Origin of the sequence: Rhizobium sp. CF080 (assembly GCF_000282095.2) — a bacterium.
GTDB lineage: Bacteria > Pseudomonadota > Alphaproteobacteria > Rhizobiales > Rhizobiaceae > Neorhizobium.
The window spans coordinates 763,195-786,956 of the sequence record NZ_AKKC02000004.1 but is presented as its reverse complement, the minus strand read 5'-3'; the positions used below and the strand labels follow the sequence as shown (position 1 = coordinate 786,956).

Below are 23,762 nucleotides of genomic sequence, written 5' to 3'. Positions count from 1 at the left end.
CGCTCCCGAGGCGCAGGCGGACCACGTTGCCATGGGCCGCACGCTCGTGCCGTCCCTTCGGTTGGTCATGAATGGAGAGCGGAAGCTCTCCACTCCGCGCATGGATCAGGCCGTCCTCCGCCGCATGTGGCTGATGCTTAGCCAAACTGCCGAGACAAGAAAGTAGAAGGCGCCGAGGCCTGCATAACCTGCGATGTCGGCAATTGACGGGGGTTCCGGCATCCGCGCCTGAAAGATGAAGAAGGCGCCCGCTACAGCGGACTGACCGCCGCTGAGGATCATTGCCCACTGGCCACCGCTTGTCTTCCAGCGCCGAAGAGCCGTGCCAAGCTGCAGCAGACCGGAAAAGATCGCCCACAGACCGAAGGCAGCGAGAACCCAGTTCATGCTCATTGTGAGAGCGACAATCACTGCGACGGTCATCACCGAACTGACGGCGACGTTGATCGCTTGACTCCGGTTGTTCGCCAAGCCGCCATTTCGCGCCGCATCGACAAAATTGGCGGCCGCGTCCCAGGCGGGATAGATGATCAGCAAGGCGGCCGCCATGGGAAATGATTGGCGGCCGGCAGTCAACGCTGCCGCAACCCAGATCACCGAAAATGCTGCCCGGGCAAAATAATATCGCTTCAGCCAATAATCCTTGCCGCTTTCAGCGAGGTTCGTTTGGTCGTTCGTCATGGTGACATCCTAACTATGGTTTGATGGAGGAGTCTGTCAGGTCGAAGCGCCGGCGCACTCACAAGGAGCCGACAGGTTTTCCAAAGGGTGTGCTCTCGTTCCGTTTTGATTGCCCCGTAGGGCTGTATGTCGTGCGCCGGCCGCGGAAGCCGCCGACCAACCTTGGAACCCACCCGAGGGTCAGATTCCCGCGTAGCGACCGTAACCCCGATCTTCCCGGCAACCGCCGTTACGGCCCCGGGGACGTGCAAAGTCGACGAACTCGATGCGATGACGTATTTCACCTGCTTGTGGGATCGTCTGTGGGCGGAACGCCAGTTCACTACCCGATAGCGCTCCAACCCTCGACACAGGCTCACATGGGCGGAACCACGCCATTCTTTCCGACCAGGACCTGATGGGCGATAGTGCCGGTCGCAGCCTTCTCGGCAGGAATGAAGACAACGGCGCCGGGAACGAGATCCTCCTTGGTTGCCGGAGCAAAAGTCACGACGGGCGTGCCGTCCGGAATAGAAATCTTCTTTTCCTTGCCGTGATAGGAGACGGTGACCGTCCGGCCGTCGACGCCCTTAACGGCATCTGCCACGATCGCGTTGGTCATGCTGCTGTTGGGCTTAAGGTCCCAACCGTAGCTGCCCTCGCCTGCACCTTTCAGCGTCGGCGGGAAGATGAGCACTTCAAGCGCGCCCTCACCACCACCTTCTTTCGGCAGGGATGCGATGCCAACGAAATCGCCCGGCTTGATGTCGGTGACCTTTGCGTTTGCCACGCTGGAAACTTTCCAGCCATCAGCGAGGGCGACATCGACGGTCTCTCCTTCGCGCGTCTTCACCTTGAGGGTCGCCCCACCAAAGTCGACGATGCTGCCACGGACATGGACCTGCTCGGCTTTCTTGTCTTCCGCATGGACGGGCGCGGCTAGAATGGCCGCCGACGATATCCCGGACAGTCCCAACATGAGAGCGGAGAGAATATTCTTGTTCATTTTCAAATCTTCCTACTGGTTGGTAGTTTATTGAAGCGCAGTTATCCCTTGAGGCGGTTTAGGCCGCCCCAAGTTTTTAATGAGCGACGGTTGGTGACAACCGCTCCAGGGTAGGCGTCAGAATGGCGGCGAATACTTCCGGGGTCCCGTAGGCGCGCGCTGAGAGCATGGCACCGTGGACGGACGCCATGAACGCCTCAGCCTCGACGCGAGGTTCACTCGACAGATTTAAAGCCCCCTCCCTGGAGCCTCGTTCCATGACCGAGGTCAGCCATGTCGAGGCAAAGCGGAAAAAAGCCTTCACCTCCCCTGCGACTTCCGGCGGCAGCGCCGGCAGTTCACTCGCAAGCAGAGCGCACACGCAAAAAGGCCTGCTTGCGTCCTCAATGCACCTGGCCCAGTGGCCCGCATAGGTTTTGAGGAGCTCGAGGGGGTTCTGGACGTTCCGTTCCAGAGCCGTCACGGCCACTTCCGCTTCCTCACGATATCGCGCTACGAGCGTGCGGACCAAGTCGACCTTGCTTGGAAAATGGTGATGGATGCTGGCCTTGCGGATCCCGACGACATCCGCAATATCGGCATAGCTGAAGCCATTATATCCTCCGCTCATGATCAGTGTTCGCGCAGAGGCCAGGATTTCGTCGGACGTCGTCAAAAGGTTGCTCATACACTGAGCCTACCTTTCAGTAGGGAGGCTGTCAAGCAGGAAGGAAGAACTCTGCGCGATCACCCATCGGTCGAGACGGTGATACGCTTCAACGCCTCAATCTCCCGCTGGCGGCGCGCGATCCTGTCCGCCATAGACTTGAGGGCGTCGCTGCCGAGCAGAAGCTGAAGCGGAGGATCATCGGATTCGACCAGGTCTAGGACCGCGGGAGCAGAACGATTGCAGAAGTCGCGGCTTCGGTTGAGTACGCGAGCCCAGCTCAATTCAGCTGCGACTTCAAACGGCATTTCGGAGCCTTGACCGCAGTCGGCGCCAGAAGCGAACACCGTGGCGGGCAAACAAAGGCCGAAGAAAATTTCCGCTCTAAGCCGGCAGAAGCGTGATGCGGTGGACGGTCTCCTGGATAATTCGGGCATCGCTGTAGAGAAGCGGCACGTATTCGCCTTTCGACCAGGTGTCGGCGAGATCGCGGTAATGAGGTGAGCGTGGATCGCCGGACTGGCCGGGCGTGTTGATGCAAACGCTATTGTCCCAGTCGCCGACATCCATGACGAGTCGGACGGAGGCGCCGGCATTGACGCCGAAGTCGCCCATCCGGTAACCGGCATGCAGGGGTGTCGAGCGGCTGCCACCGAGCGGCAATGGGCCGATATTCCAGTCGGTAGCTCCTTCACTCTTGATGCGGCTGGTCGCATGTTCGAAGAGCGCGCGGTGCAGGTCGCCCCAGCGCCAGGCCGCCGGATCGGCGCCGAGCCGGCTTTCACAATCGGCAAAACCGGCGGAAAGCGTCGAGAGCAGCATGGCGTCGCGTTCGGCAGCATCCCAGAGCATGCCCGGTTCGCTGAGCAGCACCAGCATGCGATCGACGTCGCCGGGCAGCAGCAATTGGCGCACCGTCGGGTTCGGCGCGAATTTGGCGAGCAGTGCGGGCCGTAGATGCTTCATCCACCAGACTTCGAAGAGCGCTGCCGGTGCGCTCGCCGCTTCGAGGCGATAATCCCAGCCGTTGAAGAGCTTTGCGGCACGTTCCTGCCGGTTATCCAGCGATTGATGGCCGGCAACCTTTTGAAGCACCGCACACATGGCTGCGGCGGGGCGGGAATAGACATCGGTCTGCAAGGCCATCGAGGCTTTCAGCGTGTGCTTCGGGTCCGCTCGGAGCACTGACTTGATGCGTTGGGCACGGCTGACCTCCGCCCATTCGTGGCCGATCGACGGGTCGTTTGGATCGCGGTCGGCAGGCAGGTTCATCTCGTTGGCCGAGGCGACGAAACCGTCGGCCGGATTGCAGGCGCGCGGCAATTGCTCGGCGGGCAGAAAGCCGTCCCATTCGTGAGAGCCGTGACCCGGCACGGGCAGCAGCCCTTCCCAATTCCGGCGCACCGGCGTGAAACCGGCGGTGAACCAGCCGATATTGCCCTCTACATCGGCACTGACCTGGTTGACGGAGGGTGTGCCCCAGGAGCCAAGCGTCTGCGAAAATGCCCGCACGGAACCGCTGCGCATATAGGACAGGCTGCCAAGATAGGCGGCCGAACCGGGCGATAGCCAGACGGAGCGCATGGCAATCGCCTGCCGGATCTTCGGGTTCTCGTGGAGGATCGGGCCATGGCGGGTGAACGAGAGTGTCAGCACCTGGTCGGGATACCCCTTGACCGGGAAGCTCTCCTCGATGCGGGTGATTGTCTCCCAGCCGTCGCCGTAACGATAATGGTCCGGATCGCCGTCCTTGGTCTCGTACACATAAACGTCTTCCTGGTCGGCGCCGAAGATGGTGAGGCCGAAGGCAATGCGGTCGTTATGGCCGAGCGAGATGCCCGGCGCGGTCGGTTCGCCGGTGCCGATGGCGTTAAATCCAGGGGCGTCGAGGTGGACGAGATAGCGCAGCGACGGGACCGCATGCGCCCGGTGCGGATCGCTGGCGAGGATCGGCCGGCCGGTCTCGGTGCGCGAACCGTGCACCGCCCAGTTGTTGGACCCCTCCTCGGCGATCGCCTGGACGATATCGCCGAGATCGGTGACGTCGACCCATTTCCAGACGTCGGCGAGCGTTGCTGTCAGGCGGGCCTTGTCGAACGTGACGGCCGCGGTGGCAAGCTTGAAGAGGCGCGTCGCGACGAGCGGAATGTCGGCGAGCAAAATCCCCGTCTCCGGCTTCGGCGAGACAGGCGGATCGAGCTCGAAGCGCAGCAGATCGGTTTCCGCGTCGGCGAGCGCCATGATGTTGGCGCGCAGGATTTCGGAAATGCCGTTGCGGGTCAGCGCATGACTGCGTATCCGCACCACGTCGGACGGCTCCCAGCGCGATGGCCTAGTGCCGAAGAGGTCGAACTCCGGCGACAGGCGGGCAGGTTCCAACTCGCAGAGCGTGACATATGCATTGATACCAGCGACAAAGGCGGTGCAGATCGCCTGCGTATCCGGCGCGTAGGAGGTCCATTCGGGGGCCATATCGCCGCGATAGAGAAAATGCCGGGCGGCATGGTCCTGCGCCAGGTAACCAGGCCCGAAATCGGCGGCCAGGAGGCCGAGGCCGCGCTTGCGCCAGAGATCGAGCTGCCACAGCCGGTCGCGGGCGGCGTTGAACCCCTGGACGAAGAACAGGTCCTTCTCGCTGGTTGCCTTGATATGCGGAATGCCCCAGCGGTCGATGCGGATTTCCGCCTGGGCTTCGAGCCCGCTCAGCCGGAGGGTTTCGTGTGCCTGGACGTCGCTCATTTCATTCTCATGCGTGATGGCAGGCGACGCGCGCGCCATCGGCACGCGACGTCAGTTCCGGCCGCTCTTTCGAGCAGATTTCGGTGGCAAGCGGGCAGCGCGTGTGGAAGGCGCAGCCCGAAGGAATGTTGGCGGGGCTCGGCAGTTCGCCGCCGAGGATCAGCCGCTCCTTGGACCGCTGCACTTGCGGATCGGCCTCCGGCACGGCCGACATCAGCGCCTTTGTATAGGGGTGTTTCGGATTGGCGAAGAAGGTGTCGCGATCCGCCATTTCCACGAAGCGACCGAGATACATGACGACCACCCGGTCGCAGATATGCCGGACCACGCCGAGATCATGGCTGACGAAGAGGTAGGAGACGCCGGTGCGCTTCTGCAACGCCACCAGCAGGTTGAGAATCTGGGCGCGCACCGAGACGTCGAGCGCCGAGACCGGCTCGTCGCAGATGAGGAGATCCGGTTCCAGGGCGAGCGCACGGGCAATCACCACGCGTTGGCGCTGGCCGCCGGAAAACTGGTGCGGATAACGATCCGCATGTTCCGGCCTCAGACCCACCTGCTGCAGGAGCGTCGCAACACGTTCCTTCAGCGCCCTGCCCTTGGCGACGCCGCGCACGATCAGCGGCTCACCGATCGTGGCGCCGACGGTCGAACGCGGATCGAGCGACAGCGCCGGATCCTGGAAGATCATCTGCACCTTGCGGCGGATATCGTTGAGTTGACGGCGATCGGCGCCGACCACTTCTTCGCCGCTGATCCGGACGCTGCCGGAGATCGGAGCCTGCAGGCCGACGATGGTGTTGGAAAGCGTCGACTTGCCGCAGCCGGATTCGCCGACCAGCGCCACGGTCTCGCCGCGGGCGATATCGAGGTCGACGCCGTTGACGGCCTTGACCACCGGGCCGGCCTTGCCGAGCAAGCCGCCGCGACCGCCGAAATGAACCGCAACGTCCCGGATTTCGAGTACGTTCTGCTGCTCGCTCATGCCGCCACCTCGCGGATTTCCGCCATGCGATCGATATGCCAGCAGGCCGAGCGGTGGCCTCCGCCGCAATCGAAAAGCGGCGGCTGTTCGGTGCGACACTTGTCGGTCGCGAGTGGACAGCGTTCGGTGAAACGGCAACCCGCGCCGAATTCGTTCGGCGTCGGCACCGTCCCTTCGATGGTCGCGAGGTCCGCCTTCGGCGCATCATCGAGCTTGGGAACGCTGGCAAGCAGCAGAGCCGTGTAAGGGTGTTTCGGCTGCCGGAAGAGATCGTGAACCGGCGCGATTTCGGCGATACGGCCGGCATACATGACCGCCACGTCGTCGGCGATGTCGGCGACCACGCCCATATCATGGGTGATCAGCACGATCGCGGTGCCGCGATCGGCAACCAGCTTCTTCATCAGGTCGAGGATCTGCGCCTGGATGGTCACGTCGAGCGCCGTGGTCGGTTCGTCGGCGACCAGCACGCGCGGGCCGCAGATCAGCGCGATCGAGATCATGATGCGCTGGCACATGCCGCCGGACAGTTCGAACGGATATTGATCCAGCCGCCGGGTCGGGTCGGGAATGCCGACATCGACGAGCATCTGCCGCGCCTTCTCGTAGGCCTCCGCCTTGGAGACGCCATGGTGGACCCGATAGGCCTCGGCAATCTGCGAACCGACCGTGGTCAGCGGGTCGAGCGAAGCGCTCGGTTCCTGGAAGATGATCGAGATGTCCTTGCCGCGCGCCTTGCGGAATTGCCGCTCGGAAAGCGCCGCAAGATCGGTGTTTTCGAGCATGATCCGGCCGGCGGTGCGCCTGGCGGCCGGCGGCAGGAGCCCGAGCATGGCATAGGAGGTCAGCGACTTGCCGCAACCCGACTCGCCCACCAGCGCCATGACCTTGCCGGGCGCGACGGTGAAGGAGACGTCATCGACGACATTGGCACCACCGATATCGATGGTCAGCCTGTCGACGGAAAGTAGCGGATTGGCGGCGTCCATCATGTCTCCTCAGCCTGCCGTCTTTGCCCGCTCAGGGCGCTTGTAGTTGCCGATCGAATTGCCGCCATCGACGCTGATCACGGCGCCGGTGATGAAGGCGGCCTTGTCCGAGCAGAGATAGGCGATCGCACCCGGCGCATCTTCCGGACCGCTGGCGCGGCCGAGCGGAATGTTCTTCAGCATGTTGGTGACGTATTCGTCGGAAAGCTCGCTCACCTCGCTGCCCGGCGCAAAGCCCGGCTCGACGACGTTGACGCGGATGCCGTATTCGGCGAGTTCCATAGCGAAACCCTTTGACAGACGTTCGATTGCCGTCTTCGAGGTGCAATAGGGCACGGAATTCTGGTTCATCTTGCGCGCCGCGCCCGAGGAGATGTTGACGATCGAACCGGCCTTGCCTTCCGCAATCATCAGCTTGGCGAACTCGCGCGACAGCACGAAGGGCGCGCGCAGATTGACGCCGAAAACGCGATCCCAGTCGGAGAACTCCATGTCGAGCAGGCTGAAGCGGGTGTAGATGCCGGCATTGTTGACGAGAATGTCCGGTGCCTTCCATTCCCGCTTCACGAGATCGACGAGTTCGAGCATCGAGGCGTCGCTGGTCAGTTCGGTCGCGTGCAAAAGCACCTTGGAGCGGTCGAGGCCGAGCTCCGCGACCGCCTTTTCCAGCCCATCCATGCGGACGTCGCTGAGGCAAAGCTTTGCGCCTTCCCTGGCGAAATAGGCGGCGGTCCAGCGGCCGAAAATGCCAGCGGCGCCGGTGATGACGATGGTCTTGTTTTCGAATTCCATGACTTAAAACCTTAATGCGCCAAAAGACTCAACGGGTGCGGGAACGTGGGTCGAGCTGGTCTCGCAACCAGTCGCCAAGCACGTTGACGGAAAAGACGAGCAGGAAGAGACAAGCGCCCGGAAAGGCGACGATCCACCAGGCCCGCTCGATATATTGACGGCCGACGCTCATGATCGAACCCCAGCTCGAGGCCGGCGGCTGGATGCCGAGGCCGAGGAAGGAAAGGCCGGCTTCCATCAGGATCATCAGGCCGAACTCGGCGGTGGCGACGATCAGCACCGGGCCTGCGATATTCGGCAGGATGTGATGGAAGAGAATGCGCGCCGCCCCTGCTCCCGCAAGTTCCGAAGCCTTGATGAAGGGCAGGTTCGCGACCTGCAGCGTCTGGGCATAGGCGACGCGGGTATAGCGCGGCCAGCGCGTGAGACCGAGCACCAGCACCAGCTTCAGGAAGCCGGGGCCGAGCACCGCGACGGTGAGCACCGCGAGCAGGATCGCCGGGATCGACATCATGATGTCGACCAGGCGCATGATGAGGATCTCGATCTTGCCGCGGAACCAGCCGGCGATCATGCCGAGCGTGACGCCGACCAGCGACGAGACGACCACGGAGAGCACCGCGACGGAGAGCGAGACACCGGCGCCGTAAAGCGTGCGCGACAGCAGATCGCGGCCGAGATCGTCGGTGCCGAGCCAGTAGGTGATACCGCGCATCTCGAAGCCCGGCGGTTTAAGGCGGCCGAGCAGGTTCTGACGATTGGGGTCGGCCGGGGCCACCCAGGGCGCGAAGATCGCCAGAAGCACGATCACCAGGAAAATGATCGATACGATGACGACCGAGATGGGGACCCGGCGAAGGCGCTGTCGGAGGGCGAGGACGGCGGTGCTCAAAGCCTTCTCCTTATCGAACGAGACGGATGCGCGGATCGACGAGCGCGTAGACGAAATCCGCGATCACGCTGGTCAGCACATAAACGAAGGAAATCAAAAGCACGATCACCTGGACGACCAGGAAGTCGCGCGACTGGATGGATTGGATTGCGAGCTGACCGATGCCCGGCCAGGCGAACACCGTCTCGACGATGACGGCACCAGCAAGCAGGTTGCCGATTTCAAGCGCGGCGATGGTGATCACCGGGATCGCGGCATTGCGCAGCACGTGACGGAACACCACGGAACCCAGCGACAGGCCGCGGGCGCGCCCTGCCCTGACATAATCCTTGCCGAGTTCGTCGATGATCGAGATGCGGGTCATTCGGGCGAAGGTCGACATTGAGATCGCCCCAAGCGCCAGCGACGGCATGATCAGCGAGGCAAAATCGCCGGAGCCGGACGTCGGCAGCCAGCGCAGCGTCACGCCAAAGAAAAAGATCAGCACGATGCCGGAGAGGAAGGTCGGCACGCTCTGGCCGGTGACGACGATCGCCGTCAGCAACCGTTCGAGCCAGCCGCCGCGCCTGGTCGCCATGATGATGCCGGCCGGGATACCCATGCCGATCGCCACCACCAGCGCGCCAGCGGCGAGCATCGCCGTATAGGGCACGCGCGAAACGACGATATCGAATGCCGGCACCCGCTGGACGACGGAAATGCCGAAGTCAAAATGCGCAAGACCGCCCAGATACTCTAGGTATTGCACCCAGATCGGCCGGTCGAAACCGAGCTGGCTGCGCAGCTGGGCGATCATCTCGGCCGATGCGTCCTGCGGCACGAGCAGCAGGGTCGGATCGCCCGAGAGATGCATGACGACGAAGACGATGGTGAGAACGCCGAAGATCGCAATGATCGCCTGTATCAAACGTTCGACGGCGTATCTCAACATGGTTGTACTTACCTGTCTTTTACTGCTGCCAGCTCATGTCCATGACGAACATGGCTTCATTGGCGGTCGGCTGCCACTTCAGCTTCTTGGCTGCGCCGTAGAGCGCATAGGCCTGGTAGAGGCCCATGCCCGGAACGTCGTCCTTCAGGACCTGATACGCCTGTTCGTAGAGCTTCAGACGCTCTTTCTGGTCGAGGATGACGCGCGCCTTGTCTACCGCCTCATCGAACTTCGGGTTCGAATACTTGGCCCAGATGCTGCCGGTGCGGAACAGCGGGAAGATCACGCCGTCGACGTCCTGGCAGGCGCAGGACCATGCACCGAAGGCAAGTCCTCCGGCATTGGCCGGATCGCCCTGGCGGCGCTTGAGGAAGGTCGCCTGGTCGCTGGAGGAGATCTCCACCTTGAGGCCGGCTTCGTTGACCATCTGCTGGATGGCTTCGACGGTCGCGCGGCTATAGGCGGGCGAGGTGAGGAATTCGACGGTCGCGCCTTCGGCACCGGCGGCCTTCACCAGTTCCTTCGCCTTGTCGAGATTGTACTCGTATCCCTTGACCTTGTCGGTGTAGCCGAAGACTGGTTCGGCCCCGAGCACTTCCACCGGCTTGCCGTAGCCTTCGAGCAGCGCCTCGACGAGCGCCTGGCGGTCGATCGCATAGGCGATCGCCTGGCGGACGCGGACATCCTTGGTAACGCCGCCCTGGGCATTGATGAACAGGTAGCCGATGCGCTCGGTCGGAACCGAGAGGACCTGCGAATTGCTGTCACTCTTGATGCTTTCGGCCTGATCCGGCGGCACGTCGCGGACGAGGTCGGCCTTGCCGGTCTTCAGGTCTGCGATACGGGTGGAGACGTCGGGCACGGTGCGGAAGACCACTTTCAGGAACGGCGGCTTGGCGCGCCAGTAGCTGCCATAGGCTTCGAGTTCGGTCTGAACGCCCTTCTGCCAGTTGGCCATCTTGTAAGGGCCTGAACCGAGCGGCTTCAAGTTGAATTCCTGGTCGCCGACCTTTTCGACATAGGCCTTCGGCACGATCGAGAGCTTGACGAGCTGGGCAAGCAGCGCCGGATAGGCGGACTTGGTGGTCATCTTGACCACGGTCGGGCTCACCGCCTCGGCCTTGGCGATCTGGTCGAACTGCGAAAGCTGGGGGCTCTTCAACTTCGGATCGATGATGCGGTTGATCGAGAAGGCGACGTCCTCGGCCGTGAGTTTCGTGCCGTCCTGGAAGGTCACGTCGTCGCGGATCTGGAATTCGATCGTCTTGTCGTCGAGATATTTCCACGACTTGGCGATCTGCGGCACGATCTCGCCCTTCACGTCGCGCGTCAGAAGGTTGTCGAAGATATTGCGGTAGATCGAGTAGCTGTCGGTATTCCACTGCAGATGCGGATCGAGCGTTGCCGCATCGTTCGGCAGATCGATAGTCAGCGTATCCTTGGTTTGCGCAAGCGCAGTCGACGCGGTGAGCGCCAACAGCACGGCGGCGATGGAGGCTATTCTGGCAGACATGTTCCTTACCCTCATTGTTGTTGCTGCTGTATTCAAGAACGGCTTACGCCGCCTTCTCGGCGGTCTTTAGCCCGGCCTCGTCGGCACAGTAGCGCGCCAGTTCTGCATGGGTGCAGAACCAGACGTCGCCCTTCGACTTGGCGAGCCGAATGATCTCCTCCAGGATGAAGATGCGTGAACGGTGGCCGACGTGATGCGGGTGCATGGTGAGCTGGAACAACCCGCTCTCTTCCCACGCGACTTCGAGTTCACGGGCGAAGATGTCGAGCACCATGGCAGGGCCGCCATAGGGTCGCGCGCCGGTCATCCGGTCCATCGCCACATAAGGCGCGTCGTCGCGGATCCATTCGACCGGGATTTCGACCATGCCGGTCGGTTCGCCGTCTTCCAGAAGCTCGTAGGGCTCTTCGTCGGCCATCAGCGAGGAATCATAGAGCAGGCCCATCTCGCGGGCGATCTTCAGCGTAAAGGGACTGAAATCCCAGGATGCTGTGCGCATGCCGACCGGCCGTGTGCCGGAAAGCTTTTCCAGAACGTCTGCGGCGCGCAGCGCCAGATCGCGTTCCGTTTCTTCGTCGAGGCGGGAATTGAATTCGTGGATCCAGCTATGGATGCCGAGTTCATGGCCGGCAGAGACGACGGTCCTCACTTCCTCAGCATTGATCATCGCCGAGACGGCCGGCATGAAGAAGGAGGCCGGCACGGAATACTTTTCCAAAAGGCTCAGAATGCGCGGCATGCCGGAGCGTGCACCATACTGGCCCTGACTCATCTTGCCAAAGGATATGCCGCCATTCTTCAGTTCCATCGTCTCGTGATCGGAATCGAAGGACAATGCCACCGCCATGCGCGCGCCGTTTTTCCATTTCGCCGGTCTCAGGCTACGCCCGGCACGCACCTTCTGAACCTTTTGCTGCCAGACACTATCCGGCCAGGTCCAAGGTTCGGAGGCATCGTTTTGCTTATTCGGCGCATTCATGAGATCGTTCATCCTTATCAGCGCGACACTCGAAAATGTGAGTGGCTGCTTTCTAGGCAGAATTGTTATGAGCCGATCCGATAACCATCAATGGGGGTTTCGTTCACATATATGAACTCCGAAATCAAAAGCGCCGGCCGGATTCTCGATCTCCTGGAATATATGGCTTCCCGCCGGGAAGCAGTGCCACTGGCCCAGATCGTGCGCGATCTTTCTTTCCCGAAAAGCAGCGCCCACGGCCTCGTCCAGACGCTGGCTGCCCGTGGCCATGTGGTTCAGGACGATGCCGGCCGCTACATGCTGGTCGAGGCGAGCCGGCATGGCTTTCCGTTCAGGCGCCATGAAGAGCCGCTGGTCGTGGTGGCAAAACCGTTCATGGAAAAGCTGCGCGACGAGTCCGGCGAGACCATCCTGCTCGCAACCATGAACGCCCATTGCGACATAAGACGGCTGGCGAAGTGTGTCAGCCGGCATCGGGTTCGTTATGACGTCAACCTTGACGCAGCGATCGCCGCCTATTGCACCGCGACCGGCCGCGTGCTGCTCGCCTTCACGCCGAAGGAGGCACTGGAGCACTATCTCTCCCGCGTCCAGCTCCTCTCCTATACCCGCTATACGGTGACCGATATCGAGCGCATCCGCGAGATGCTCGTAAAGATTCGCCGGGATGGCTACGCACTGAACGACCAGGAATTCGTCACCGGCTCGACCGGCATTGCCGCGCCGATCTTCGACGGCAACGGCGCGATCGTCGCCGCGCTTAATCTCGGCGTTCCGACCGTGCGCTACAATGAGCAACGCGAAGGCTTTCTGCTGATGGTCCGGAGTGCTGCGGACGATATCAGCCGGGCACTCGGCTACCGCCGCTGACGTTCACTCGCGCCGCGGATGATGGAACGCGCTGAAATCCTGCATCATTTGGAAAGCTACACTCTTTCGCGCCGGCATTTTGGAACAAACGAAGTCGGCCTTCGCTTGGGAAGAGGATAGTATCCTGCCATTGCGAATGGAAATGTCCCGGAGCTTCGAATGATCGATCTTCACTACTGGCCGACGCCCAACGGCAAGAAAGTGTCCATTTTCCTGGAAGAAACCGGCACGCCCTACAAACTGATCCCGGTGCAGATTTCCCGTGGTGACCAGTTCAAGCCGGAATTCCTGAGGATCAATCCCAATCACCGCATGCCGGCAATTGTCGACCATGAACCGGCCGGCGGCGGTGCGCCGATCAGCGTGTTCGAATCTGGCGCCATCCTCTTCTATCTCGCCGAAAAGACCGGCAAGCTCTGGCCGCAGGACCTGCGCACCAAATACGAGGTGACCCAATGGGTCATCTGGCAGATGGCAAACCAGGGGCCAAAGCTCGGAGAAGCCGGACATTTCCGTCGCCTGGGTGATCGCGAAGGCGACCAGTCCTACGCGGTGCGCCGCTTCACCGACGAGGCTAACCGGCTCTACGGCGTCCTCAACATGCGGCTGCGCGACCGGCCTTACCTGGCTGGCGACGAGTTCACGATTGCCGACATCATCAGCTATCCGTGGACGGTGGGCTGGCAGGCGCAGGGCCAGGACATCAACGAGTTCAAGCATTTCAAGCGCTGGTTTGACGAGCTGAGCGCGCGGCCGGGCGTCCAGCGCGGGCTTGCCGTCGGCGCGGACCTCGCTGTCGACAATACCAAGCTGCCGCCGGAAGAGCAGGCGCGGATCCGCAAGATCCTCTATAATCAACGGGCAATCCCGGTCGCCGACTAGTCGGCGGCCCCAGATTCCGATCGCTTCAAATACGACAGATAACCATTCAAGGGAGCAGACACATGAGCCTTCGCATCAACGACATCGCACCGGATTTCAGCGCCGAAACCACGCAAGGGACGATTCATTTTCACGACTGGATCGGCAATGGCTGGGCAGTGCTGTTTTCCCATCCGAAGAATTTCACGCCGGTCTGCACGACCGAGCTCGGCGCCATGGCCGGCCTTGAGGGCGAATTCCAAAAGCGGGGCGTCAAGATCATCGGCATCTCCGTCGATCCGGTCGAAAGTCACGGCAAGTGGAAGGACGACATCAAGACGGCGACCGGTTTCGACGTCGAATATCCGCTGATCGGTGACCGGGACCTCAACGTCGCCAAGCTCTACGACATGCTGCCTGCCGCAGCGGGTGCCTCCTCGGAAGGCCGCACGCCTGCCGACAATGCGACGGTCCGCTCGGTCTACGTCATTGGCCCGGACAAGAAGATCAAGCTGATCCTCACCTACCCGATGACGACCGGCCGTAACTTCAACGAGATCCTGCGAGCAATCGACTCGATCCAGCTCACCGCCAAGCATCAGGTGGCGACGCCGGCCAACTGGAAGCAGGGCGAGGACGTGATCATCACCGCCGCAGTTTCCAACGAGGACGCGATCACCCGCTTCGGTTCGTTCGACACGGTCCTGCCCTATCTGCGCAAGACCAAGCAGCCTGCCGCCTGATATCAGCTGGCTAAAATGAAAAGGCCGGCGGAGCGGATCGCTTCGCCGGCCTTGTCATGTCTTTCGGGCTCTTCGCGTTGCGCGAAATGCGCCTCGTCTCAATAGACAGGATACATGCCCCAGAAGAAGCTTTCCGAATGTTCGCGATCGGGATCACGGTTTTCGTCACGATCCTCGCGCACCTTTTCGAACGTCTTGGGTTCAGCGTTTTCCGCGTCCACCTTGCCCGGCACGCGACGGGTCAGTCCGAACAGATCAAATCCAAACAGGGATAAGCCACCAGCGATCATCGTCAGCCTCCAGTTGGTTGAACACCACGCATCCCAACTTTCGGGCCAAACGCCGTTCGGGTCAACGTAGTCTATCAAAACCCTATACTAATTCATTGACACATTTGAAACTATTATGTCCGGAATGTGGCAGTTGGCGAAATGACGATCTTTGCAAGGGTTCCCGTTTCCCTTCATGCGAAGAAGCGGTTGACGGGCCGCGGCAGGCCGAAATGGTCACGAAGCGTCGTTCCCTCGTAGTCTTTACGGAAGATGCCCCGGCGCTGGAGTTCGGGGACAAGCCGCTGTGTCACGTCGTCCAGGCCCTGCGGTAGGGAAGGGAACACCACCGTAAACCCGTCGCTCGCCTCTTCCGAAAGCCAGGCCTGCATGTCGTCGGCAATGGTTTCGGGCGTGCCGACGAAGGCCAGGCCGGAATAACCGCCATAACGCTGGGCGAGCTGGCGCACCGTCAGTTTTTCCTGTTCGGCGAGTTTCAGGACCTGGGCACGGCCGGACTTGCTCGCATTGGTTTCCGGAATGTCCGGCAGCGGACCGTCCGGATCGAAACCGGACGCGTCGTGGCCGAGCGCAATCGACAGGGAGGCGATGGCGCTGTCGTAGTGCACGAGGCTGTCGAGTTTCGCCCGCTTGGCCTTCGCCTCCTCGATCGTATCGCCGACGACGATGAAAGCAGCGGGCAGGATCTTCAGATGCTCGGGATTGCGCCCTGCGGCGCCCATCCGGCCCTTGATATCGGCGTAAAGCGCCTTGGCGGCGGTGAGATCACGCGGCGAACAGAAGACCAGTTCGGCGGTCTCGGCCGCAAGCTGGCGTCCCGGCTCCGACTGCCCCGCCTGCACGATCACCGGCCAACCCTGCACCGGGCGGGCGATATTGAGTGGCCCGCGGACGCTGAGTTCTTCGCCCTTATGGTCGAGCACGTGCATCTTGTCGGGATCGAAGAAGATGCCGCTTTGCTGATCGCGGATGAAGGCGTCATCGGCAAAGCTGTCCCACAGCCCGGTCACGACGTCATAGAACTCGCGCGCCCGCTTGTAGCGCTCGCCGTGCTCGACATGTTCGTCGAGGCCGAAATTGCGGGCGGAATCCGGATTGGACGTGGTGACGATGTTCCAGGCGGCGCGGCCGTTGCTGATATGGTCGAGCGAGGCGAACCGGCGGGCGATGTGATAGGGCTCGTCGAACGTGGTCGAGGCGGTCGCCGCAAGTCCGATCTTCTCCGTGACGGCGGCCAGCGCCGACAAAAGTGTAAACGGCTCGAACGACGTCACGGTGTGGCTGCGCTTCAGGGCTTCCACCGGCATGTTCAGCACGGCCAGGTGGTCGGCCATGAAGAAGGCGTCGAATTTCGCCGCTTCCAGTTTCTGGATGAAGGACTTGATGTGCCCGAAATTGAAATTGGCATCCGGATAGGCGCCGGGATAACGCCAGGCACCGGTATGCAGGCTGACGGGACGCATGAAGGCGGTGAGGTGCAGGGATTTTGCCATGGAAGACGCTCGGTTGGGATGGAGAGATGATCTATTGCCCCTAATCTAGGTATTCGTCTCGCAGGCGCTAAGGAAAGTTGTTCCTGGATCAAATCGCGTCGGAGAATTTCTCTTCTAAGTTGGCCACCCCGCCGCTCAACTTGCCGTGACAACCCGCAAATCTGTCCTTCCGACCGTCAAAAAGAGAAAATTCGCTTCGTTCGGCACGCGCAATTGAAGCTTTATTCCTTCTCCCGACCTTCGCGGCGTGGCTCAATAAGAGGCTTGATCGAGGAGACACGCATGAGCAGGGTTTTCCATCTGACAGGAAAGATCAAAGCAGTGGCTCCATACATTGCGACCGAGGACGAGGCGCTCGACGTGGCAAAAGCGCTGGGAGCGAGGATCGCCGAGGGCTCGAACCTGCGCGATCGGGAGCGGCTTCTACCCCATGACGAGGTGGAGTTCGTTACGCAATCGGGCTTGCTCGGAATCACCGTTCCGTCAGAATATGGCGGGGCGGATATTTCCAATGCCTTCCTGGCGGAGGTGATCGCCATCATCTCCGAAGCGGATGCTTCGATCGGCCAGATCCCGCAGAACCATTATCACATCCTGGAGGCTCTCAGGCTTTGTGGCACGGAGGAGCAGAAGAAGTTCTTTTTCGCCCGGGCACTCGCCGGTGAACATTTCGCCAATGCCTTGGCGGAAGCGGGGGCTTCTGCGGCGGGCGACATCGAGACACGGCTGGTGCCTGACGGGGTCGGCTATCGCATCAATGGCCGTAAATATTATTCCACCGGCGCGCTGTTTGCCGATTGGGTGGCGATCTTCGCGATTGATCCCGAGGGCAGGCTAGTGATGGCGATCGTACCGAAAGAGACGGATGGCCTGACCATCGTCGACGACTGGGACAGCTTTGGGCAGCGGACAACGGCCAGCGGCACCGTGCTGATCGATAACGTCTATGTCGCCGCGGATTCGGTGATCGCCTATTACCGCAGCTTCGAGCGGCATGCGCCGGTCGGCTCGCTTGGTCAGCTCCTGCATGCAGCGATCGATCTCGGCATCGCGCGCGCTGCCTTTGCCGACATGCTGCATTTCATCCGCCACAAATCCCGCGGCATGCGCAATCTCGGTATCGAGGCGGCGAGCAGCGATCCGCTGACCATTGCCCGCACGGGTTCGATCGCCGTGAAGCTGGAGGCGGCGTCGGCAGTCCTGGAACGGGCGGGCCGCAAGGTCGATGTCGCTCAGATCACTCCCTCGCCCGAGACGGCGGTCGAAGCCTCTCTCTCGGTTGCTGCGGCCAAGATCCTGACGACGGAAGCGGCGATGGACGCGACCAACGGCCTGTTCGAACTGGCCGGTACCTCCGCCACCAAGGAAGAGCTGAACCTCGATCGGCACTGGCGCAATGCCCGCACCCACACGGTGCATGATCCGGTGCGCTGGAAACATCATGCGATCGGCGATTTTCACCTGAACGGCAACGTGCCGCGGCCGAACGGGCAGTTTTAACCCTGTTTGCTGCTGGCCTGGGCGTCGTCCAGGAGGCCGCTGGAGCGCTTGGCGACCATCTGCTCCAGGGTCATGTTGTCGAGCACCGCGGCGATCGCATCGCGCACTTCCGTCATTGAGTGGCGGATCTGACAATCTTCCGGATGGTCGCAATCATCGCAGGCCTCGAACGCCGTCTTGCTGGCGCAGCGGATCGGTGCCAGCGGACCGTCAAGAATACGCACGGCCTGGCCGACATAGATCTGCGAAGCGGGCTTGGACAGCGCATAACCGCCGCCGGGCCCTTTCTTCGAGCGCAGGATGCCGCCCTTGCGCAGTTCGAGCAGGATCGCGTCGAGGAATTTCTTGGAAATATTGTTCTGCTGGGCGATGTCGCTGACGAAGGCGGTCTTGCCGGGTTCGAGCTGCGCGAGGTGGACAAGCGCCTTGAGCCCGTATTTTCCCTTTTTCGTAAGCATCGAGGATCGAAATTCCGCCTGGCTGGTGTCATTCTCGGCGAGACCACCGGAGATGTGACACCGATACAGGAGCGACGCCAAAGGTTCAATGTCGCTTTCCTTGTCTTGTCCCTATTCTGCCGAAAGATCGCGCAATGTCCGCGGTAGCGTATTCATGCATTCGGCCCCCGTTTCGGTGATCAGGAACTGATCCTCGATCATCAGCGCACCAATACCCTGGCCATAGAATGGCATTTCCAGCGCCACCACCATGTTCGGGAGGACGATTTCCGGATTGCCGGCTGAGAAGAACGGCCATTCCTCGATACCGACGCTGCCGCCGACCGAATGGCCGAAATGGCCGCGATAATATTCGCTAAAACCGTCCTTGCGCATCGAGGCGAGCATGGCCGCATGCACGGCGCCGAACGTGTTGCCCGGGCGAAGTGCCTCCAGCCCGGCCGCGAACGCGGTTTCCAGGGCCTTGAAAATCTCCCGGGCCAGCGGTGACGCAGGGCCATGGGTGAAGGTGCGGGCGCCGTCGGAAGAGTAACCATCGACCAGCGTCCCGACATCCGCCTTGATCAGCGCACCCGGCGTCACGACCGCCGACATATCCGAAAGATCGGGACCGACCGAGATGAAGTCCCAGTGTCCGCTGAGTGCGAAACCGCCTTCCACGGCCGCCGCCCGGGCGCCCGCTTTCCAAGCGGAAGAGAGCTCAGTGACCGACGCGCCGGGCTTCACCGCCGCCGCCATCCGGACGAGCCCGGACTCGGCTGCCTTGGCGGCACGACGCAGGCGCTCGATTTCGCGCGGCATCTTGACGGCCCGCAGACGGCGCAACAGTTGCGAGCCATCGGCCCAGATCACCGTCGGCAGGGCGAGCTTCAGGGCCTCGAAATCAGCGGCCGGCATGAATTCGAGATCCGCGCCGATCCGTGCCCGATCGAGGCCGCGTTCCTTGAGCAGGTCGCCGAGCAGGGCGAAACAGGCGGACCGGTCGAACGTCTCCGGTCGCGAACCCGCTGCACCGAGCCGGCGATAGGCCTCGTTGACCTGCTCGACACTTTCGGCGCCGCTCAGATCGAGCATGTCGATCCAGACGCGATGGATCCGCAGGTCGATATCGGGCGCGGCCTTGCGGATCGACCCGGCGGCGTGATCGCTGACGACCGCTGCAAGCCGTGCCGAAGCATCCGCCGGCACGAGCGCGATGGCGGCACCTGCCCTGCCCCACATGGCCGCGACGCCCGCCGGTGCGCCGATCGCATATCGGAAAGCCTCGGGCTGGAAGATCACCAACGCGTCGCAGCCTGCCTCTTGCATCAGGCGCTGCGCATGGCGGCGGTCGATATCGCTCATGGCCCTCTCCAAATCCGTCATTTCTCAAGGCCTTAGCCGGACTTCGGCGAAATCGCCAGCGGCTGGAAGAAAATTCCCGAATGCTCCCGTGGCGGCGAAGAGCGTTTCCCGCCCGTGACCAAAATCATCCTCCGCCACCCTTCCGGTTGAAGGTGACTGAGATATCCTCCGCGCCAGTATACAATAGCGGGAAAGCCAGATTGATCAGCGAGTCCTGAAACGAGCGGTCTCGCAGCAGGATCGTCGGGAGCGGCATGACCGCCCTATCCTCGCCGGCGCATGCCTCTACGCGGAAACGCTTCGCCAGCATTCCTCTCAGCCGCCCGATCCATTTCTATTCAAAGGAGTTATTCGATGTCCGTTTCCCACGTCGCCGCCGTTCCCGAAACCTCGCCGACCCCGGCCGATCTGGTGCGCCAGCGTTACGGATCGGATCAGAAGGCCGCAACGGCGGACTGGAATCCGGCACTCGACGCGATCCTCTCGCATCGCTCCGTCCGCGCCTATCTGCCAAATCCAGTGCCGGAAAACCTGCTGCATCTGATCGTTGCGGCCGCCCAGTCGGCCCCAACCTCCTCCAGCCTGCAGGCGTGGAGCGTCGTGGCGGTCGAGGATCCGGAGCGCCGCGCAAAACTCGCCGAACTCGCCTCACCCAATCCGCAGATCATCTCCGCCCCGTTGTTCCTCCTCTGGATCGCCGACCTTTCCCGGCTGAGGAAAATTTCAGCCGAGCATGGCAAGACCGGTGAAGGTCTCGATTATCTCGAAAGCTTCCTGCTGGCGACGATCGATACGGCCCTTGCCGCCCAGAATGCCCTGGTCGCATTGGAATCGCTCGGGCTCGGCACCTGCTATATCGGCGGCATCCGCAATCACCCGGCCGAAGTGGGAGAGCTGCTCGGCCTGCCGCCGGAAGCTTTTGCCGTGTTCGGCATGACCGTCGGTTATCCGGACCCAGCCGTCGAGACCGAGGTGAAGCCCCGCCTGCCGCAATCCTTGGTGCTTCATCGCGAGCAGTATCAGGTTGCGCCGCCGGAAACCGCGCTTGCCGCCTATGACGACACGATGAAGTCGTTCCAGGCCGGCCAGGGCATGGCCGTGCGGGGCTGGACCGGCGTCGTCGCCAACCGCATCGCCGACGTAGGGGCCCTCAAGGGCCGGCACGTGCTGCTCGATGTGGTGCGCCGCCTGGGCTTCAAGGTGAAGTAGCGGCGCTCAATCTGCGATCGGCACGATCTGGGCCGGGTCGATCTGCAGCCAGGCCGGTGCGCCGACCGGGAAGACATCGGCTGGCGGCGCCGCGACACGGAACTGCAAGCCACTGTCCTTGGGCTGGAAGACGTAGTCCCAGGTCTCGCCAAGGAAGGCGGATTGCTGGACCGATCCCTGCAGGTTGATGGCCTTGTCTCGGGGAGCCTCGGTCGCGGAGAGCTTCATCGCCTGCGGCCGGATCGACACGGTGATCGGCCCGCCGCCGGTCACTTCCTCGCCGATCATGGCCAGCGGCACGCTGAAGCCGGCAAAGTCGATCATATGGTTGCCGCAGTTGCCGGAGAGGAAATTGGTGCGGCCGATGAAGCTCGCCACGAACCGTGTCTTCGGACGGCTGTAGAGCGTGTAAGGCGTATCGATCTGTTCGAGGCGGCCATTGTTCATCACCGCGATGCGGTCGGAGGTGACCATCGCCTCGCCCTGATCGTGGGTGACATAGACCGAGGTGATCTTGAACTCGTCATGCATCCGCTTGATCTCGAAACGCATTTCCTCGCGCAGGTTGGCATCGAGGTTGGAGAGCGGCTCGTCGAGCAGCAGCACAGCCGGGCGGATGACGACGGCGCGCGCCAGCGCCACACGCTGCTGCTGCCCGCCGGAAAGCTCGGCCGGGTAACGGTCGGCGAGATGGCTCATCCGCACCGTTTCGAGCACCGCCCCGACCCGTTTCTTGACCTCGTCGGAGGGCAGTTTGCGCAGGTTGAGGCCGAAGGCGACGTTCTCAGCCACCGTCATGTTCGGCCAGATCGCGTAGGACTGGAAGATCATCGACATGCCGCGCTTTTCCGGCGGCACGGAACCGGAGGGCGCCGACAATATCTTGCCGTCGAGTTCGATCGAGCCGGAGGTCGGGTCGATGAAGCCGGCGATCATCCGGAGCGTCGTCGTCTTGCCGCAGCCGGAGGGGCCGAGCAGCGAGACGAATTCGCCGGGCTTGATATGCAGGTCGAAGTCGAGCACCGCATCGACGGCGCCGAAACGACGACCGAGTTTCCTGAGGACAAGTCCGTCCATTAGCTTCTCCTCAACATGAAGTCGCGTCCGAGATAACGCATCCCGATGGCGACGACTGCGACAATGATGATCAACAACAGAGAGCCCAGCGCCGCGAGCTTTTCGAGCTCGCCTTCCTCGCTAAGATCGAGCAGCACGACGGAAACGACGCGCGTGGTGGGGCCGACCAGGAAGATGGCGGTCGAGAGTTCCTGTGCCGCCGGCACGAAGATCAGCAGCCAGCCGCCGGCCAGAGTCCGCTTCAAGAGCGGCCCGACCACATGCCGGAGCGCCGTCACCCGTCCGCCGCCGAGGATGCGCACCGCCTCTTCCATTTCCGGATGGATGCTGCGCACGCCGGCCGAACTGGTGGTAAAGGCAATCGGCAGGAAGCGGGTGATGAAGGCGAGCGCCATGATCGTATAGGTGCCGTAAAGCGCGATCGGCGGCAGGGCATAGGCCGCATAAAAGCCGATGGCGAGCACGATGCCGGGCACGACATAGGGCGAGACCGCCAGGAAGGCGAGCAGGCCCGAGAAGGGGATCAGCTTGCGCTGCACGATATAGGCAATGAACAGCGCCAGCGTGATCGCGACGGTGGCCGCTACAATGCCAAGCCCGATGCTGCCGACCAGTGCCTTCTGCGAGCTGGAATGCTCAAAGAGCACGTAGTGGAAATTGGAAAGCGTCAGGTTGCTGAACGAAAAGCCTGTGGTCCAGGAGTCGGAAAAGGCAGCAAGAAGCAGCACGAATAGCGGCATCAGCACCGACAGCGCCACGACGCAGAAGCAATAGGCAAACAGCACCCAGCGCCAACGGCCGAGCTTGACGATGCGCCGCTCGCCGCCCTTGCCGCTGACCGAGACATAACCCTTGCGGCGCAGGATCAGTTTCTGCAGCCCGAGCATCGCGGCGGTGATCAGCAGCAGCGGGATCGAATAGGCGGCCGCCACCTGGATTCGCAGCGGGAACGAGAAGAATTCGGTGAGCTGGATGACCACGACAGGATAGCGCGCCGGGATCGAGATCAGCGCCGGCACGCCGTAGAGCGCGATCGCACCGAGGAAGGAGAGGAGTGCGGCACCGATGATCGCCGGCATGACGAGGGGGAACGTCACCTTCATCGCCGTCTTGAACGGCCCGGCGCCGAGGATATTGGCAGCATCCTCCATCTCGGAATTGATCATCTCGAAGGCCGAGCTTACCAGCACGAAGACGAGGAAAAAGCCGCCGATCGCGGTGACCAGCACCAGCCCGCCGAAGGAGAAGATGTTGACCAGCGGCTCGGTGGAACCGGAAAGGCTGTGCCAGACGCGGTTGATCCAGCCGGTATTGGGGCCGGCGAGCAGGATCCAGCCAACACCGGCGAGATAGGGCGGCATGATGAAGGCACCGAACACGCTGTAACGCACAAAATTGCGGCCCGGCATGTCGGTGCGGGTGCAGGCCCAGGCGAGCGGCACGCCGAAAGCCAGTTTCAGCACGACGACGACGGCGCCCATCTTCAGCGTGTTGGTGAGCGCCGTGATGTGGCGTTCCTTGCCATAGGCCTCGACATAGTTGTTCAGCGTCCAGCCGCCGGTCTTGGCGTCGGTGAAACTGGAGACGACGAGCGTCCACATCGGCGCGACGATCAATACGACCAGGATGCCGGCCAGAAACACCCAGAGCAGATTGGCCGGCTGCAGCCGCTGGTGCCAGGGCACGCGTACCTTTACCGGCTGGTCTTCCGACCAGGTGGCGGCCGCGGGATGGGAAACACTCGTCATGATCGGCGCTCGCTTTGTCACTGGAGGCGTCGGAAAC

The 23,762-nt window shown here is 62.1% G+C and carries 22 protein-coding genes and 2 pseudogenes; 6 read left to right on the top strand and 18 right to left on the bottom strand.

From position 1 onward, the window contains the following. Positions 1-105: 105 nt before the first annotated feature. From PMI07_RS10770 to PMI07_RS35595, 4 genes and pseudogenes are all read right to left on the bottom strand, one after another. Positions 106-681 (bottom strand): DUF308 domain-containing protein, encoded by a 576-nt coding sequence (locus PMI07_RS10770; protein WP_024163730.1) that lies wholly within the window; start codon positions 679-681, stop codon positions 106-108. 355 nt (positions 682-1,036) lie between these two features. Continuing rightward, entirely contained in the window at positions 1,037-1,666 is a 630-nt protein-coding gene (locus PMI07_RS10765) for a hypothetical protein (RefSeq protein ID WP_007755549.1), read from the bottom strand. Between the two features lie 76 nt (positions 1,667-1,742). Next, the gene (locus tag PMI07_RS10760; RefSeq protein ID WP_007755545.1) at positions 1,743-2,333 is read right to left on the bottom strand and encodes a TetR/AcrR family transcriptional regulator; all 591 of its coding nucleotides are present in this window, start codon (positions 2,331-2,333) and stop codon (positions 1,743-1,745) included. Between the two features lie 59 nt (positions 2,334-2,392). Further along, positions 2,393-2,551: pseudogene (locus PMI07_RS35595) on the bottom strand (short-chain dehydrogenase/reductase); the annotation flags it as partial. Between PMI07_RS35595 and PMI07_RS35590 the strand changes: the two are divergent. Next, positions 2,537-2,716: pseudogene (locus PMI07_RS35590) on the top strand (hypothetical protein); the annotation flags it as partial. The pseudogenes PMI07_RS35595 and PMI07_RS35590 overlap by 15 nt on opposite strands. Here the strand turns inward: PMI07_RS35590 and PMI07_RS10750 are convergent. The 8 genes from PMI07_RS10750 to PMI07_RS10715 are packed head-to-tail and all read right to left on the bottom strand — an operon-like array spanning position 2,697 to position 12,132. Then, on the bottom strand, positions 2,697-5,051 hold the full coding sequence (locus PMI07_RS10750) for a penicillin acylase family protein (RefSeq protein ID WP_007755541.1): 2,355 nt from the start codon (positions 5,049-5,051) through the stop codon (positions 2,697-2,699). The pseudogene PMI07_RS35590 and the gene PMI07_RS10750 overlap by 20 nt on opposite strands. Positions 5,052-5,058: 7 nt before the next feature. Then, on the bottom strand, positions 5,059-6,036 hold the full coding sequence (locus tag PMI07_RS10745; protein WP_007755539.1) for a dipeptide ABC transporter ATP-binding protein: 978 nt from the start codon (positions 6,034-6,036) through the stop codon (positions 5,059-5,061). Next, complete coding sequence (locus PMI07_RS10740) at positions 6,033-7,025, bottom strand: ABC transporter ATP-binding protein (RefSeq protein ID WP_024163729.1); 993 nt, start codon at positions 7,023-7,025, stop codon at positions 6,033-6,035. The genes PMI07_RS10745 and PMI07_RS10740 overlap by 4 nt, the downstream gene beginning before the upstream one ends. Before the next feature lie 9 nt (positions 7,026-7,034). Continuing rightward, on the bottom strand, positions 7,035-7,817 hold the full coding sequence (locus PMI07_RS10735) for an SDR family NAD(P)-dependent oxidoreductase (protein ID WP_007768735.1): 783 nt from the start codon (positions 7,815-7,817) through the stop codon (positions 7,035-7,037). A 28-nt stretch (positions 7,818-7,845) separates the two neighbouring features. Next, positions 7,846-8,709, bottom strand: coding sequence for an ABC transporter permease (locus PMI07_RS10730; protein WP_007768732.1), 864 nt, complete (start codon positions 8,707-8,709; stop codon positions 7,846-7,848). A 10-nt stretch (positions 8,710-8,719) separates the two neighbouring features. Beyond that, the gene (locus PMI07_RS10725; protein ID WP_007768723.1) at positions 8,720-9,640 is read right to left on the bottom strand and encodes an ABC transporter permease; all 921 of its coding nucleotides are present in this window, start codon (positions 9,638-9,640) and stop codon (positions 8,720-8,722) included. Between the two features lie 19 nt (positions 9,641-9,659). Continuing rightward, on the bottom strand, positions 9,660-11,153 hold the full coding sequence (locus PMI07_RS10720) for an ABC transporter substrate-binding protein (RefSeq protein ID WP_024163728.1): 1,494 nt from the start codon (positions 11,151-11,153) through the stop codon (positions 9,660-9,662). A 43-nt stretch (positions 11,154-11,196) separates the two neighbouring features. Further along, the gene (locus tag PMI07_RS10715) at positions 11,197-12,132 is read right to left on the bottom strand and encodes a polysaccharide deacetylase (protein ID WP_007768026.1); all 936 of its coding nucleotides are present in this window, start codon (positions 12,130-12,132) and stop codon (positions 11,197-11,199) included. A 111-nt stretch (positions 12,133-12,243) separates the two neighbouring features. Between PMI07_RS10715 and PMI07_RS10710 the strand changes: the two genes are divergently transcribed. From PMI07_RS10710 to PMI07_RS10700, 3 genes are all read left to right on the top strand, one after another. Then, positions 12,244-13,002, top strand: a complete 759-nt coding sequence (locus PMI07_RS10710) for an IclR family transcriptional regulator (RefSeq protein WP_037086575.1) — start codon at positions 12,244-12,246, stop codon at positions 13,000-13,002. Positions 13,003-13,161: 159 nt separating this feature from the next. Continuing rightward, complete coding sequence (locus PMI07_RS10705) at positions 13,162-13,884, top strand: glutathione binding-like protein (RefSeq protein WP_007768031.1); 723 nt, start codon at positions 13,162-13,164, stop codon at positions 13,882-13,884. 62 nt (positions 13,885-13,946) lie between these two features. Next, complete coding sequence (locus PMI07_RS10700; RefSeq protein ID WP_007768033.1) at positions 13,947-14,606, top strand: peroxiredoxin; 660 nt, start codon at positions 13,947-13,949, stop codon at positions 14,604-14,606. A 98-nt stretch (positions 14,607-14,704) separates the two neighbouring features. On the opposite strand, the gene PMI07_RS10695 is transcribed toward PMI07_RS10700, so the two are convergent. Together PMI07_RS10695 and PMI07_RS10690 are read right to left on the bottom strand one after the other, a co-directional pair. Further along, a complete protein-coding gene (locus tag PMI07_RS10695; protein ID WP_007768036.1) occupies positions 14,705-14,896 on the bottom strand; it encodes a hypothetical protein in 192 nt (63 codons plus the stop codon). A gap of 173 nt (positions 14,897-15,069) precedes the next feature. Beyond that, the gene (locus PMI07_RS10690; protein WP_007768037.1) at positions 15,070-16,389 is read right to left on the bottom strand and encodes an LLM class flavin-dependent oxidoreductase; all 1,320 of its coding nucleotides are present in this window, start codon (positions 16,387-16,389) and stop codon (positions 15,070-15,072) included. Positions 16,390-16,671: 282 nt separating this feature from the next. On the opposite strand from PMI07_RS10690, the gene PMI07_RS10685 reads away from it, so the two are divergent. Then, the gene (locus PMI07_RS10685; RefSeq protein WP_007768039.1) at positions 16,672-17,889 is read left to right on the top strand and encodes an SfnB family sulfur acquisition oxidoreductase; all 1,218 of its coding nucleotides are present in this window, start codon (positions 16,672-16,674) and stop codon (positions 17,887-17,889) included. Here the strand turns inward: PMI07_RS10685 and PMI07_RS10680 are convergent. After that, on the bottom strand, positions 17,886-18,347 hold the full coding sequence (locus PMI07_RS10680; protein ID WP_007768041.1) for an Rrf2 family transcriptional regulator: 462 nt from the start codon (positions 18,345-18,347) through the stop codon (positions 17,886-17,888). The genes PMI07_RS10685 and PMI07_RS10680 overlap by 4 nt on opposite strands. A 111-nt stretch (positions 18,348-18,458) precedes the next feature. Further along, on the bottom strand, positions 18,459-19,691 hold the full coding sequence (locus tag PMI07_RS10675) for a Xaa-Pro peptidase family protein (RefSeq protein WP_007768045.1): 1,233 nt from the start codon (positions 19,689-19,691) through the stop codon (positions 18,459-18,461). A 354-nt stretch (positions 19,692-20,045) separates the two neighbouring features. On the opposite strand from PMI07_RS10675, the gene PMI07_RS10665 reads away from it, so the two are divergent. Then, positions 20,046-20,900 carry an NADPH-dependent oxidoreductase gene (locus PMI07_RS10665; RefSeq protein WP_024163727.1) on the top strand — a complete coding sequence of 285 codons (855 nt, stop codon included), beginning with the start codon at positions 20,046-20,048 and terminating at the stop codon, positions 20,898-20,900. Positions 20,901-20,906: 6 nt separating this feature from the next. Here the strand turns inward: PMI07_RS10665 and PMI07_RS10660 are convergent, their stop codons facing one another. Together PMI07_RS10660 and PMI07_RS10655 are read right to left on the bottom strand one after the other, a co-directional pair. Further along, positions 20,907-21,977 (bottom strand): ABC transporter ATP-binding protein, encoded by a 1,071-nt coding sequence (locus tag PMI07_RS10660; protein ID WP_024163726.1) that lies wholly within the window; start codon positions 21,975-21,977, stop codon positions 20,907-20,909. Then, positions 21,977-23,725, bottom strand: coding sequence for an iron ABC transporter permease (locus PMI07_RS10655; protein WP_024163725.1), 1,749 nt, complete (start codon positions 23,723-23,725; stop codon positions 21,977-21,979). The genes PMI07_RS10660 and PMI07_RS10655 overlap by 1 nt, the downstream gene beginning before the upstream one ends. Positions 23,726-23,762 lie beyond the last annotated feature (37 nt).